This window comes from Gordonia sp. HS-NH1 (assembly GCF_001418765.1).
In the GTDB taxonomy this organism is placed as follows: Bacteria; Actinomycetota; Actinomycetes; order Mycobacteriales; family Mycobacteriaceae; genus Gordonia.
This window is the reverse complement of the sequence record NZ_LIYC01000053.1, coordinates 1-13,236: the sequence shown is the minus strand read 5'-3', so window position 1 is coordinate 13,236 and position 13,236 is coordinate 1. Positions and strand designations below refer to the sequence as shown.

The 13,236-nt window shown below is 69.3% G+C and carries 13 protein-coding genes, 1 pseudogene and 1 riboswitch; of the genes and pseudogenes, 5 read left to right on the top strand and 9 right to left on the bottom strand.

Annotated features, from left to right (window positions below; all coding sequences use genetic code 11):
* Position 1: 1 nt before the first annotated feature.
* Positions 2-185: riboswitch (cyclic di-AMP (ydaO/yuaA leader) on the bottom strand.
* A gap of 257 nt (positions 186-442) precedes the next feature.
* Genes AMD30_RS22280 through AMD30_RS22265 form a run of 4 tightly spaced genes read right to left on the bottom strand, consistent with a single transcriptional unit; the run spans position 443 to position 2,565 of the window.
* The gene (locus tag AMD30_RS22280; protein WP_014925741.1) at positions 443-691 is read right to left on the bottom strand and encodes a MoaD/ThiS family protein; all 249 of its coding nucleotides are present in this window, start codon (positions 689-691) and stop codon (positions 443-445) included.
* 11 nt (positions 692-702) lie between these two features.
* A complete protein-coding gene (gene moaA / locus AMD30_RS22275) occupies positions 703-1,791 on the bottom strand; it encodes a GTP 3',8-cyclase MoaA (protein ID WP_055477139.1) in 1,089 nt (362 codons plus the stop codon).
* Positions 1,792-1,804: 13 nt separating this feature from the next.
* The gene (locus AMD30_RS22270; RefSeq protein WP_010844329.1) at positions 1,805-2,350 is read right to left on the bottom strand and encodes a flavin reductase family protein; all 546 of its coding nucleotides are present in this window, start codon (positions 2,348-2,350) and stop codon (positions 1,805-1,807) included.
* Positions 2,351-2,355: 5 nt separating this feature from the next.
* Positions 2,356-2,565, bottom strand: a complete 210-nt coding sequence (locus tag AMD30_RS22265; protein WP_010844328.1) for a hypothetical protein — start codon at positions 2,563-2,565, stop codon at positions 2,356-2,358.
* Positions 2,566-2,793: 228 nt separating this feature from the next.
* Between AMD30_RS22265 and AMD30_RS22260 the strand changes: the two genes are divergently transcribed.
* On the top strand, positions 2,794-3,207 hold the full coding sequence (locus AMD30_RS22260) for a cold-shock protein (RefSeq protein ID WP_055477138.1): 414 nt from the start codon (positions 2,794-2,796) through the stop codon (positions 3,205-3,207).
* An 18-nt stretch (positions 3,208-3,225) separates the two neighbouring features.
* Here the strand turns inward: AMD30_RS22260 and AMD30_RS22255 are convergent, their stop codons facing one another.
* Both AMD30_RS22255 and AMD30_RS22250 read right to left on the bottom strand, forming a co-directional pair.
* A complete protein-coding gene (locus AMD30_RS22255; protein ID WP_014925744.1) occupies positions 3,226-3,738 on the bottom strand; it encodes a DUF2771 family protein in 513 nt (170 codons plus the stop codon).
* Complete coding sequence (locus AMD30_RS22250) at positions 3,735-5,756, bottom strand: MFS transporter (RefSeq protein ID WP_055477137.1); 2,022 nt, start codon at positions 5,754-5,756, stop codon at positions 3,735-3,737. The genes AMD30_RS22255 and AMD30_RS22250 overlap by 4 nt, the downstream gene beginning before the upstream one ends.
* A gap of 87 nt (positions 5,757-5,843) precedes the next feature.
* Between AMD30_RS22250 and AMD30_RS22245 the strand changes: the two genes are divergently transcribed.
* Both AMD30_RS22245 and AMD30_RS22240 read left to right on the top strand, forming a co-directional pair.
* Positions 5,844-6,650, top strand: a complete 807-nt coding sequence (locus AMD30_RS22245) for a DUF3027 domain-containing protein (RefSeq protein WP_010844325.1) — start codon at positions 5,844-5,846, stop codon at positions 6,648-6,650.
* A 17-nt stretch (positions 6,651-6,667) separates the two neighbouring features.
* Complete coding sequence (locus AMD30_RS22240) at positions 6,668-9,454, top strand: sacsin N-terminal ATP-binding-like domain-containing protein (RefSeq protein WP_055477136.1); 2,787 nt, start codon at positions 6,668-6,670, stop codon at positions 9,452-9,454.
* Here the strand turns inward: AMD30_RS22240 and AMD30_RS22235 are convergent.
* Positions 9,414-10,007, bottom strand: coding sequence for a TetR/AcrR family transcriptional regulator (locus AMD30_RS22235; protein WP_010844323.1), 594 nt, complete (start codon positions 10,005-10,007; stop codon positions 9,414-9,416). The genes AMD30_RS22240 and AMD30_RS22235 overlap by 41 nt on opposite strands.
* 118 nt (positions 10,008-10,125) lie before the next feature.
* On the opposite strand from AMD30_RS22235, the gene AMD30_RS22230 reads away from it, so the two are divergent.
* Positions 10,126-11,265 (top strand): acyl-CoA dehydrogenase family protein, encoded by a 1,140-nt coding sequence (locus AMD30_RS22230; protein ID WP_010844322.1) that lies wholly within the window; start codon positions 10,126-10,128, stop codon positions 11,263-11,265.
* Positions 11,266-11,284: 19 nt separating this feature from the next.
* On the opposite strand, the gene AMD30_RS22225 is transcribed toward AMD30_RS22230, so the two are convergent.
* Entirely contained in the window at positions 11,285-12,007 is a 723-nt protein-coding gene (locus tag AMD30_RS22225; RefSeq protein ID WP_055477149.1) for a hemerythrin domain-containing protein, read from the bottom strand.
* Positions 12,008-12,117: 110 nt separating this feature from the next.
* Here AMD30_RS22225 and AMD30_RS22220 point away from each other — a divergent pair, with 110 nt between their 5' ends.
* Complete coding sequence (locus AMD30_RS22220; protein WP_055477135.1) at positions 12,118-12,699, top strand: phosphatase PAP2 family protein; 582 nt, start codon at positions 12,118-12,120, stop codon at positions 12,697-12,699.
* A 156-nt stretch (positions 12,700-12,855) separates the two neighbouring features.
* Here the strand turns inward: AMD30_RS22220 and AMD30_RS22215 are convergent.
* Positions 12,856-13,236, bottom strand: a pseudogene (locus tag AMD30_RS22215) (HNH endonuclease); the annotation flags it as partial.

The following is a 13,236-nucleotide window of genomic DNA, read 5'->3' as shown; positions in this document are numbered from 1 at the left end:
TGTTTCCTCTCTCCACGCGCCTACGAAGTCAGCTGTCGGGTTCGAGCGAGAGGTGCTCGGCCCCGGTCGTCGCGGTGGTCGCCGCGGCTTCCGGGACTTAACCCCGAGGACACCTGGTGTGGTGTCCGGTCTCAGGGGATGAGGTTGGGTCCCCCGTCCTCGTTCCTAGATTGCTTGTCGTTCCCACCGGCGGAACGAGGCTCGGCGCGGCCGGTGGGACGTTATGTCTTGGTTGCTGTGTCGTGACCTCCGAGGAGGACGCTTCGTACAGTACGTCGTTCGTTGGACTGAATCACCTGGCTGAACGCAAGCGATTTTCGGCCCGGATCCGGGTCTTCCGACCCACTTTGGGCGTCATCCCAGTTCAACGGGTTAGTGGCCGTCCCGTGCCCATCCTGTTACTCCACCGTTATGTGACAAAGGTCACATGCGCGGTGTGGCGTCAGCCACCGGCAAACGGCGGGAGAACGTCGAGTGTCGTGCACGTGCCGAGTGCGCGCGTCCGATCGGAGAACGCGATCTCGTCGCGCAGATACGAGCAGCGTTCGAGAACCGTGGCGAGGGAGGGGTTTCCGGCGGCGAGGGTCTCTTCCAGGACGCGGAGGGTGGTCGTCGGGTCGATCTCGACGACTCTCTCCTCGGCGCCGGCCGCGGCGCGCGCGGCGGCGAAGAATCGGACTGTGAGCTGCATCGGACGCGAGCCTAGCCGCCGATCGCCGACATCGGTCGGTCCGGTTGCCGGAAGCCCGCGGCGTTCACCTCGTGACCGGCCGCCTTGGCCCACATGTTGCCGCGCCACAGGTGTGCGAGCGCGGCGTCGATCTCGTCGTCGGGGAGTGTGCGCAGAGCGGTGCGGACATCGGTTTCCGACGTCGCGAACAGACAGTTGCGCAGCGTCCCGTCCGCGGTGAGCCGGGTGCGGTCGCAGTCCCCGCAGAAGGGCTCGGTGACCGACGCGATGACCCCCACGCGCGCGGGCCCGTGAGATCCCTGGTGACCGTCCACGAGCCACGTGGCGGCCGGAGCACTCCCGCGCGGCGCGGGATCGGGCAGGAGGGTGAAGCGCTCACGCAGCGTTGCGAGGATCTCCCGGGCGGTCACCATCTGCGCTCGCTGCCATGCGTGGTCGGCGTCGAGGGGCATCTGCTCGATGATCCGCAACTCGTAACCGTGCTCGAGGCAGTACGCGAGCAGGTCCGGAACGCCCGCCAGATCCGCGCGGGCGGGCACGACGGCGTTGACCTTGACCGGGTCGAGTCCGGCGCGGCGCGCCGCCGCCAGGCCGTCGAGCACGTCCGTCAGCCGGTCTCGCCGAGTGATCTCGGCGAATCGGGCGGGGTCGATGGTGTCGAGCGAGATGTTGATGCGGTCGAGGCCGGCGTCGACCAGGCCCGCCACCCGTCGTGGCAGTCCGAGTCCGTTCGTGGTCATCGCGATCTCGGGGGCCTGGGGGAGGCCGGCGACGGCCGCGATGATGTCCTCCAGATCGCGCCGCAGCAAGGGTTCACCGCCGGTGAACCGGATGCGGTCGATACCCAGGTCGCGAACCGCGACCGTCAGCGCCCGGATCAGTTCGTCCGTGGACAGCACCTGGTCGGTGGGCATCCAGTCCAGGCCCTCGGCGGGCATGCAGTACGAGCAACGCAGATTGCAGCGGTCGGTGACCGAGACCCGGAGATCCTTCGCCACCCGGCCGAACGTGTCGCGCAGCGGACCCTCGGCCGGCGCGTCGGAAGCCGCTGCGTCCCGGGGGGACACAGGCAATGGGATTCCGAGGCCGACGGTGTTCATGCTGCGCAGAGACTCATTTCCGGGTGGGATCCTTCCGTGCCTCGAGCGCACGGAACGTGCTGGCGTGGAAGACCAGGGGTTCGACACCGGGATCGGCGCGCAGCGACTCGATCTCCAGGAGCACGACGGTGTGGTCGCCGGCCTGGATCTCGTTGTGGATCGTGCACGACAGGTGCGCGGCGGCGTCGGGCACGAAGACCGCACCCCGATCGGTGCTCAACGGGGTGATGCCGTCGAAGCGGTGCTCCGACGATCCCGCGAGCTGCTTGCAGAGCTCGATCTGGTCGCCGGCGAACACGCTGACCCCGATCGCCGGTGCGGTGCGGATCCGCGGCCAGGTCGTCGAGGTGTTCTGGACGCAGACCGAGACGAGCGGCGGATCGAGCGAGACGGTGGTGAACGAACTGGCCGCCATTCCGATCAGGGTGGTCGAATCCCCGTCGGGTCGTTCGCAACACACCGCGACGACGCCGGACGGGAAGCAGCTGTAGGCATCGCGCAGCGCCCGCCCGTCGGAGACCGGCGAGAGGTCGGGGGTGGTGTCGATGGTTGTGGTCAAGGTCCTCACCTGGCTCGGCGTCCGGCACGGAGTGCGTACACCAGGCCCAGGATGAATCCCAGCGGTGCGCACATGGTCAGCAGGTAGACGGCGGTCGGTGCGGTGTCGCCGTCGGTCACCAACGGTGTGAGGAACAACGCCACGACCGCCAGAATTCCGATTCCGAACACAACCCCGGCCGCCTGCAGCAATCGCGGGGACGACGTCTTCTGCATACCTGCCACGGTAGTGCAACGGCGATCGGTCCGACGCCGCGCGATGCGCGTCCGCCGGGTAATGGTGTGACCTCGGGGTGGGGCGTTGGCTAGGATGGTCGCAGCAGGCGCCTTGCATCCGTCTGGGCCCGCGCGGCATTCGCCGTCGGACCGCCGAGATGGGTGACGGCGTCTTTTGTCGTGACGGGTCGTTTTTCGACAGTTCTAGTACAGATGAGGGTGAGCACAGTGCCGACCGGCAAGGTGAAGTGGTACGACGCGGACAAGGGCTTCGGCTTTCTCTCCCAGGAGAGCGGTGAGGACGTCTACGTCCGTTCGGCAGCGTTGCCCGACGGCGTCGAGGCGCTCAAGCCGGGACAGCGCGTCGAGTTCGGCATGGCCGCCGGTCGCCGCGGACCGCAGGCGTTGAGCGTGAAGGTGCTCGAGCCCGCTCCCAGTGTCTCCAAGAACGTGCGCGAGGCCGCCCGCAAGGACGTCAAGCGGCACTCGCCCGACGAGCTGCACGGCATGGTCGCCGACCTCATCACCCTCTTGGAGGGCAAGGTCCAGCCGGACCTGCGCAAGGGCCGTTACCCGGACCGCAAGACCGCGCAGCGGATCTCGGAAGTCGTGCGTGCGGTCGCGCGGGAGCTCGATTCCTGAGGACCGATTCCTGAGGACCTAGGCGTCCGGTGCGGTCTGGACCGCGAGTTCACCGCGGGGCAGGACCTCGTCGGCGGGGGAGAGCCGCGCCGAGGCGGAGATGACGGTGAATCCGATCAGGACCCGGTCCGGCACCGATCGCAGCGTCAGCGTGTAGGTGCTGTCCGATCCCTGCGGTTGCTCGTCTTCGACGAGCCCGCGGGGCGTCTGGTAGACGGCCGCCAGGTTCCACGGGCCCTGCGCGATCTCACTCGAGACGGTCAGCATGACCGTCGAATTCACCGGCACCGGTACCGCCGCGGTCTCGCGCGGCGCGGTGATCTCGGGATCGCATTCGGTCAGCATCAGGTCGCACCACCAGCGCGGATCGACCGTGTGCAACTCGTCGCCGACCGCGACGTGCAGGTAGGGCTGGTCGTCGGAGCTCGCGTTGCGGGTCAGCAGGAACACCGATGTCCCCACCACCGCCACGAACAGCACGACGACGATCGCGATGATCGACAGAGCCTTCTTCTCACCACTGCTGATCACTGACGGCGTTGTCCTGTCTGGTTGTGCGGGGGGTGATCGCCGTGGCTGTACGGGCGCTCACCCCGATTCTCGAAGGGAGCGGTCGACGGTGTCCGGGTGGGCATCCGGGCGGTCGAGGGACGCTGGGCGTGCGGTGTGGTGTCGGCGTCGGCCGGGCCGGGCCGGATGTCCGACCGGGCGCCGGCCGCGCGGAAGGCCACGGTCGGCGCGGCATGGTCGGGGCGACGACCGCCCAGACCGGGGACCAGTGATTTGCCGCGGGTGGTCATCACGGTCTGCAGCAGCCCGAGGCCGAGCAGCACGGACACGACCGTGAATCCGATCCACAGGGTCGGCGGCAACAGCACCCCGAGCGAGGCGCCGAACACCCACGACAACTGCAGCACCGTCTCCGACCGACCGAACGCCGAGGCGCGGGACTCGTCGGGCAGGTCGTCCTGGATCGAGGAGTCCAGGCAGACCTTGCCGATCGCGCTCGTTCCCGAGGCGACCAGGGCGGCGACCGCGGCCGCGGCGATGTTGCCGAAGACGGCGGCCAGCACCGCGACGACGAAGCAGGCGGCGGTTGCGCCGACGACGATGTTCGGCGGGTTCTTCAGCTCGAGGCGGGTCCCGATGCCGTTGCCGATCAAGTTGCCGACGCCGGCGGCGGCACCGACCGCACCGAGGAGCAGCAGCTGGGTCCAGTCCGACGCGTCGCCCTGCTGGGCCTTGGCATAAAACGCCACGAAGAGTGTCAGGAAGCCGGTCAGGATGCGGATCGTGCCGTTGCCCCACAGCCCCGCGACGACCTTGCGTCCCAGCGGCTGGCGCATCTTGGCGGCGATCATCTTGGCGCCGTCCCGGGCGCTCGCAGGCTGATCGGTGTCGCCGGGGGCCGACCGCGCGGGCTCGCCGTGGTAGGTGAGGGTCGTCGGGATCTCACCTTCGGTGGACTCGACCCACGACGGGATGCGCATACACAGATAGGCGCCGGCCGCGGCGACCACGGCCAGCCACACCATGGCGCCCGGCAGGTGCAGCGGAAGTATCTGGCCGAGCAGGAATTCGATGGCCGCGGCGACCGCGCCACCGACGATCGTGCCGCCGATCAGGCCGAAGGTGGTCAGCCGGGAGTTCACCCGTGGCAGGTCGATGGTCGGCGGCACCACCCGGGGGGTGACGGCCGACTTGAGCACGCCAAAGGATTTCGACAGCACCAGCAGGCCGAGGGCGCACGGATAGAGCACCCACGGGTCGTACTCCAGCTGCTGGGTCACGTCGTTCCACTGGACGTTGGACATGATCAACAGGGCCAGGACGACCCGTAGGCCGAAGGTCGTGGCCATGGCGATCCGGCGACCGCGCTGCAGCCGGTCGAGAAGAGGTCCGATCAGGGGAGCGATCAATGCGAAGGGCGCGATGGTCAGCGCCAGGTACAGGGCCACGTTGGTCTTCGACTCACCCGTCGCGGCGGCGAAGAACAGCGTGTTGGCCAGCGCGACGGCCATCGCGGCGTCGGCGGCGAAGTTGGCGATCACCGGCAGCGTCAGCGCGGTGAGGCCCGATTGGTCGGCGCCGTCGGCGGTGGCCGCCCGGTGGATCTTGCCGAGTCCCTTGCCGGTCAGCTCACGGCTGCGCATCGCCGCGACCCGCATCACCGTCAGCTTCTTCGGCGCCCGGGCCGAACCGGTCTGGTCCGAAGCGTTCTGGGGCCCGTGATCGGCCGGCATCGCGCGGGTCCGGTCCTCCGACGGCGGCCGGCCGCGGTCGTCGAGCGGCGGGAGGTGCGGATTGTGGGTGGGCGGGGGGAGGTAGGCGTTGCGGCCGGGACCGGGGCCGGCCGGTGGCTCTCCCCATCCCGGTGCCGGTCTCCGGGTGCGCATCTGTCGCGTCTCGTCGACCGGATAGTTGGTCGAACCGGGGTGCTGCGCGGCGCGTCGTGCGCGGTCGTCGGGCGGCGGCTGATGGGGATGCTGGTTCGCGGGACCCCTGGGGGCCCCGCGCCCCTCGTCGTGTCGGGAACTCCGTGGGATCACGCTGACGATTGTTCCTCATCTCCGGCTGTGGTCGCTTGAAGCGGGTCGGTTGTGTGGCACACGTCGGCGATATTGCACACTGGAGCAGTGACTCAGGTTGGTGACGGCGAACGGCACGGTAACGGCGAACGGCTCCTGGCGGCCGTCGACATCGCGCGTGCTGCGCTGCTCGACGAAGGTCAGCGGCCGGGCGCCCATCGGCGCAGTGTTGCCGAGGGCGACTGGGCAGCCGCGCACTACTTCGACGCCGAGCTCGCGGGCTACCGGGGGTGGCAGTGGTGCGTCGTGCTGGCGGGTTCCCCGGGCAGCGACGAGATCACGCTCAGCGAGGTCGTGTTGCTTCCCGGCGACGGCTCGTTGCTCGCGCCGCCGTGGGTGCCGTGGGCCGAGCGTGTCGCATCGGGTGACCTCGCACCGGGCGATCTGCTCGCCGCCGAGCCCGACGACCCGCGTCTGGTGCCGAATCAGATCGACACCGGCGACGAGTTCCGCTTCGAGTCCGACTCCGTCGACCCCGACGACATCGGTCAGATCGCGGGTGAGCTGGGACTCGGCCGCAAGCGACTGCTGAGCCCGGAAGGGCGCGCCGACGCCGCCCAGCGCTGGTACGACGGCGACTTCGGCCCCGGCTCGGAGATGGCCCAGGCCGCGCCGTACCCCTGCTGCACGTGCGGCTTCTACGTTCCGCTGGCGGGTGCTCTGCGGGCCGGGTTCGGTGCGTGCACCAACGAACTGGCCGCCGACGGGCGCGTGGTCTCGGCCGAGTACGGGTGCGGTGCGCATTCGGACGTGCAGGGGCCAAAGGGCGACGGGTCGCCGGCCTACGACGCCTACGACGACGGCGCGATCGAGGTCGTCGCGATCTCCCGGGACGCGGAACCGGCCCGAACCTGATCCGGCGCGCCCCGACCGTGAGCGACGACCCGTTCGACACCGCGGTGCTGCGGTCCTCCACGCTGGATGCATGGGCGGCGTCGCCGACCCGGCTCGCCGAGGATGCGGCCGCCGAGTCGGATCTGGTGACCGTCGGATATCGGGATCGGCTCCTGACCGAACTCGCCGCGAACGCCGCCGACGCCGCGTCGGCGGCCGGCATCGCAGGTCGGCTCGCGGTGTGGGTGGACGGTGCGGAACTGCACGTCGCGAACACCGGCGCCCCGCTGACCGATGCAGGGGTGCGTTCACTCGCCGCGCTGCGGGTGTCGGCGAAGACGTCGGGTGATCCGGGTGATCGGCAGATCGGGAGGTTCGGCGTCGGGTTCACCGCGACCGCGACGGTCGCCGACCGTGTCGAGATACGTTCGCGCAGTGGGTCGGTGGTCTTCGACCGGTCCGCCACGCTGGAGGCCGCGCGAGCCGCAGGCATCACCCTCGGTGCCGCATCACACGTGCCGGTGCTCCGATTGGTGTGGCCGACGGACCGGGAACCGGCACCGGGCTTCGACACCGAGGTGGTGCTTCACCTCCGCGAGGACCCCGGTCCGCTCCTCGAGACGATGCTGGCCCAGGCGCCGGACCTCGTCGTCGAACTGACTGCGCTGCAACGGATCATCGTCGGAGAGGTCGAGGTGTCGGCCGAGCGGTCGGCGGGCCCGGATGTCGACGACGATGCCGCGCAGTCGGTGCTGACCACGGTGACGGTCGTCGGTGGACCCGCCTCGACCGACCTGCCGTCGACACGTCGTTGGCTCGAGGTCGCTCGTGGCGGTACGCGCTGGCTTGTCGACGCCGACGGTGAGCCCGGGCCGGCCGGAGATGTCCTGCGTGCGCCGACGCCGACCGACATCGAACTCAGCCTGCCGTGCCGTTGCATCACCGACCTCGCGCTCACCCCGGACCGGCGCCATCTCCACCCGCGCGCCGAGATCGGCGATGCGGCAGCGGGTTACGTCGATCTGATCCGGCTCGTCGAACCGTCGCGCAGGGTGCGCCTGGTCCCGGAGCTGCATCTGGCGCGCAATCCCGACGATGCGCGTCTCATCGAAGCGGTGCGGCGCGAACTCCGCGACGCCACATGGCTTCCGGCGGCCGCGGGTGCGGACCTGATGCCACCGCGTGCGGTGATGCTCGTGGGCCTGACCGATCGGCTCGCGGAGATACTCGGTGAACTCTTCGGCGACCTGGTCCACCCGGATCTCTCACTGACACAGCATCTCCCGGCGCTCGGCCGGTTGGGCGTATCGGAACTCGGGCTTGCGGAACTGGCCGAACGGCTCGTCGGCGTCGACCGCGAACCCTCGTGGTGGCACGACCTGTACGACGCCCTGGCCCCCTTGGTGTCGACCGGGCGCGAGGTCGAGGAACTCGGGGCCCTGCCCATCCCGAGGTCGGACGGCCGGACCGCGATCGGGGTGCGCGGCCTGTTCGTCAGCGACCGGATCTCGACGCCCATGCGGTGGATTCCCACCGTGCATCCCGAGGCCCGCCACGAGTTGCTGACGCGACTCGGCGTCGCGGATCTGACGGTGGCCGAGGCGGTCGGGGACCCGGCGCTGCGCAGTCTCGTCGAGGACGTCGACTTCGAGGCGGCCGACGACGGACTGGCCGCCGAGGTCTGCGCGGTGTTGGCGGCCGACCCGGAGGCGCCGGTGCCGTCGTGGCTGTCGGCGCTCGCCCTGCTCGACGCCGACGGCGAGCTGCGTCCGGCCGATGAACTCCTGCTGCCCGGCAGTCCGCTGCTCGAGGTCCTGGTCGACGATCACCCGTTCGGCGTCGTCGACGCCGAGGTGGTCGCCGAGTGCGGCGCCGAGCACTTGCGCCGGATCGGCGTCGGGTGGGGTTTCGTCGTCGTCGACGACGACCTTCCCGTCGCGCCCGACCATGACCTGCCCGACGAGGAGGACTGGTGGGAGACCCTCGCCGATGCTCCGGAGAAACTCAGCGCGGTGCGGGATCTCGATCTGGTCGACGACCGGCGCTGGCCGGCTGCGCTGTCCATGCTGGCCACCGACGATCGGATCCGGCCGCTGCTCGCCGACCGTGCGGGCTACACGGCCTGGTGGCTACGACGCCATGCCGAGGTCGACGGTCTGCTGCTGGGGGAGTACCGAGCACCGTCGGATGACGTCCTCGAGGGCGTCATCGACCCACTCGACCACCCGCACGCCGACGAACTCGGCGGCGCCCTCGCCCGATTGGAACCCGACTCCGCCGACGACGCGACGCTGCTGCTGACCCGGCTCGGCGATCGGGAACGTGCGATCAGTCCGGGTGCGGCGGTGTCGATTCATGCCGCCGTCGTCGCCGCGTGCCGGCGGGGAGCCGTCGACCCGCACGATGTGGAGGTACCGGAGCGGGTGCGGACACTGTCCGGTCGGGCGCACGATCGCGCGGTCGTGGTCGACCGGCCCTGGTTCCTCCAGGCGCTCGCCGACGACGAGTGCGTGCTCGCCGGCCCGACGGTGACCATCGCAGACGCCGACCTCCTGGGCACGCTGCTGGACCTGCCGCTCGCGAGCGAGGAGTACTCGACGACGGTGTCCGCGCCGGGTGAGGCGGTCGGCTGGGCGCACCCCGATGTGGTGCGTTTCGGAGCCGTCCGTGGCGCCGAGGTCCCGCGCGGCGAGGCTCGGCTACACGACGAACTGTGGATCATGCTGCGCGGCAATGACATCGATCGTGAGGTTCGGGTCGACTGGTGGGTCGACGCCGCGGGTGTCACGCACCTCGAGCGTCGCCGGCGTCGATCCCGGCGGTGAGGATGGACGCGAGCTGCCGATAGGCGGCCGCGTCGTCGAGGCCGGTGGCCGCCCACACCTCACGCCGTTGGATCCGGCTCATCATCGACGACGCCAGGTCGGCGGCGAACGCCGCGTCGACGTTGCGGAACTCGCCCGCCGCCACCCCGTCGGCGATGAGCGCCTGGACTCGCGACGACGCTGCCGCCGTGTTGCGTTCGTACAGCGAGCGGGCGGGTCCGAAGGCGTCGAGGTCGCGCATGAACGCCTCGGACGCCGGTGCGAGTGCCTCGCCGACCGCGACCAGATAGACGATGACCCGGTCGCGCGGACTCGACGACGCCGCGACGCGCGACTCCACCTGTTCGGTCGCGGTGCGGAAGAAGTGCGTCACGGTGGCGGTGACCAGCTGCTCCTTGCTGGCCGCCAGCGTGTAGAGCGTCGACTTCGAGCATCGCAGTTCGGCCGCGATGGAGCCGATCGACAGGTGTGCGAACCCCTCGCGCAGGATCAGTTCGAGCAGTGCGTCGAACAACGCGGCCCGGCGCCGGGTCGCGAAACCCTGAGTCGGCATGCTCGCTCCTTCTGCGCAACGTGTGGCGGTCGGCTGTACGCCCCGATGCCGAAATAGTACTGTGGTGAAGACTTGAGTACTAGTTTGGTTATCAATTGCCGTTCCCTGGAGGTCTGTGATGCCGGTCGATCGCCTGCTACCCAACGACGAGGCGCGCGACCTCATCGCACTTGTCCGCGACGTCGCGGACAAGCGCATGGCGCCCATCGTCGACCAGTACGAAAAGGACCGCCGGTATCCCGACGGGCTGTTCGCCGAACTCGGTGAGGCGGGACTGCTCGGTCTGCCGTACCCGACGGAGTGGGACGGCGGCGGCCAGCCGTACGAGGTCTACCTCCAGGTGCTGGAGGAATTGGGCGCGCGCTGGGCCGCGGTCGCCGTGGCAGTGAGTGTGCACGGACTGGCCTGCCATCCGCTGTTCAACTTCGGTACCGATGAGCAGAAACAGCAATGGTTGCCGGACCTGCTGAACGGCAGGTTGATCGGCGCCTACAGTCTCAGCGAACCCCAGGCCGGGTCCGACGCCGCAGCTCTCGCATGTCGCGCCGCGCCCACCGACGGCGGCTACACGGTGACCGGTTCCAAGGCGTGGATCACCCACGGCGGCATCGCCGATGTGTACAACGTCTTCGCCCGCACGGGTGAGGGCTCCAAGGGCGTGTCCTGCTTCTTCGTCGCCCGCGACACCGACGGGCTCACCTTCGGCAAGCCCGAGGACAAGATGGGCCTGCACGCGGTCCCGACGACCGGCGCGTCGTACGACGGTGCGTTCGTCGAGGAGGGGCGCCGGCTCGGGTCGGAGGGGCAGGGACTCCAGATCGCCTTCTCCGCTTTGGATTCGGGGCGCCTGGGCATCGCGGCGGTGGCCACCGGTCTGGCGCAGGCCGCGCTCGACGCCGCCGTCGACTACGCGCAGGAACGAGCCGCGTTCGGCCGCAAGATCATCGATCATCAGGGTCTGTCGTTCGTGCTGGCCGACATGGCCGCCGCGGTCGACTCGGCCCGCGCGACCTACCTCGACGCCGCTCGCCGTCGCGACGCCGGTATCGACTACACGCGTGCTGCCGCGACCGCCAAGCTCGTCGCCACCGACGCCGCGATGAAGGTCACGACCGACGCGGTCCAGGTGTTCGGCGGATACGGTTACACCCGCGACTTCCCGGTCGAGCGGTACATGCGCGAGGCCAAGATCACGCAGATCTTCGAGGGCACCAACCAGATCCAGCGGCTGGTCATCGGACGGTCGCTGGCGCGGTGAGCTCCGCGGACGTCGGTGGTCAGCGCGGGTTGTAGTAGAACGCCCGGTTGTCGAGCCGACGGAATCTCGGTCCGCCGAGTGCGATCATCAGCCGCAGGGCGGCGGGGATGCGGGCGTACACCGCGTCCCGATCGGGACCCGTCAATCCCTTTGCCATCAGCGGACTCGTCCGCAGGGTCTCCGCCAGACCCGCCCGCTTGGCCATCTTCTCCTCGAAGGCGTTCCAGTCGTACGGCGTCATCCGGCGCTGGACGATCGCGATCGCGTCCGTCTCCTCGTGGGCGAGGTGCCTGCCGAGTACAGCCTCGGCGCGTCGCAGCGCGTCCGCGAGTGCCGCGCGGGTCGCGTCGTCGGCGTGCCCGGTCATCCGCGCGAACCCTTCCGAGCACTCCTCGAGCAGCGGATCGATCTCGTCGTGCTCGGACTCCATGGCCGCGAGTACGGCTTGCTCGGTGGTGTCGCAGCGCTCGAGCAGCAGTGGCCACAACTCGAAGTCCTCGCCGACGTGATGGTGATGCAGCGCGTGTCCGAACATCGTCCATCGCCGCTCGAGCGCGCGCCACGTCCCCGCGTCGTCGATGGGCGTGACCGGGACGGTGGCGGCGAAGTCGGCGAGGTCGCGCCGGAAGCCGTGGTGGAGCACGTACATCATGAACGGGTCGATCGGGCCTTCGGGTGCGGCGGCCTGCCCGGGGAGCATGAGCTGGATCGGGTGTGTGGAGCGGGCGGGGTGGGTGGTCATCGTCGGTGTCCTCATCGGTACGGGGGTCGGGCTGATTCGATGACCACAGTCGGCCGTGCCGCTTGTGACGCACTTGAAGGCGACTTGGGTGACGCGGTTAGGGTGACGGGATGTTGATCTCTCCGGCGACGATCGACGAGAACATCCTGAACTGGGTCGTCCAGAACCGCTCGGAGCCGTGGATCTCGATCGCCGAGGTGCTGACGCTGCTCGGCAACACCGTGACGATGACGGTGCTGACATGTGTGGTCGTCATCGCGCTCGCGGTGACCCATCACCGGGCCGACGCCGTCTTCGTGGGTGCCGGAGTGCTTGTTGGTTATGCGGTCATGCAGGCGCTGAAGTACTCGTTCGCGCGGGACCGGCCGCCCGTCGAAGACCGCCTGCTCAACATCGACACCTTCTCCTATCCGTCGGGGCACGCGATGATGACGATGGTCGTGTTCGGCCTGTTCGCTGTCGCGGCGTACCGCTGCTCTACCTGGGTGCGCTCACATCGTTGGATCCTGGCGATCGCACCCGTGCTGTCGATCCTTGTGGGCCTCACCCGAATACAACTGGCCGTGCACTGGACCACGGACGTGATCTCGGGGTGGTTGTTCGGCGCGATCTGGGTTGCGCTGTGCACGTGGATACTGCTCCGGTACGAAGCGAGGCGCGGTTACGGCGGTCCCGCCGAGGATCTGCAATAGGTCATGGCCCCATCTTCAGCAAGGGGCAGTTTGGTCCGACATGCGACTCAAACTGCCCCTTGCTTGTTCGGCCCCGAGATCGTCGTCATCGCCTTCTGGCCTGAACGCCAACCTCGGTTCGCTCTGGAGTTGTCAAAGGACGGTTGCGGTCCCGGACGCGTCGGCGCGGCGTTGCTCGGCGGTGCGTCGGTCGTCGGCGCCGTCGGGTTCGGGGCGTGGGCAGGAGCGTTCGTCGATCATCGCCAGGAACTTCTCGCCGACGACTTGGGTGAGGTCGGCGCGGATGTCGACGCGGCCGTCGTCGGCGGTACGGACGTTGACGGCGTTCAACGACGAGTCGTCGGCGGCGGGGATGCCAATGTCAGTGGTGCCTGCGAGGGTGGTGGCGATCGTACGGGCGTGTTCGAGCACTTGCGCCGGTGTCGCACCGGAGAGTGCTTGGCCGAGGAGTTCGATCTCGTAGGAACTCTTGTCGTTCTCGGAAAGTCCGCCGGGGCAGCATTTGTCGATGTGCGACATTCCGCGGACGATGGCGTC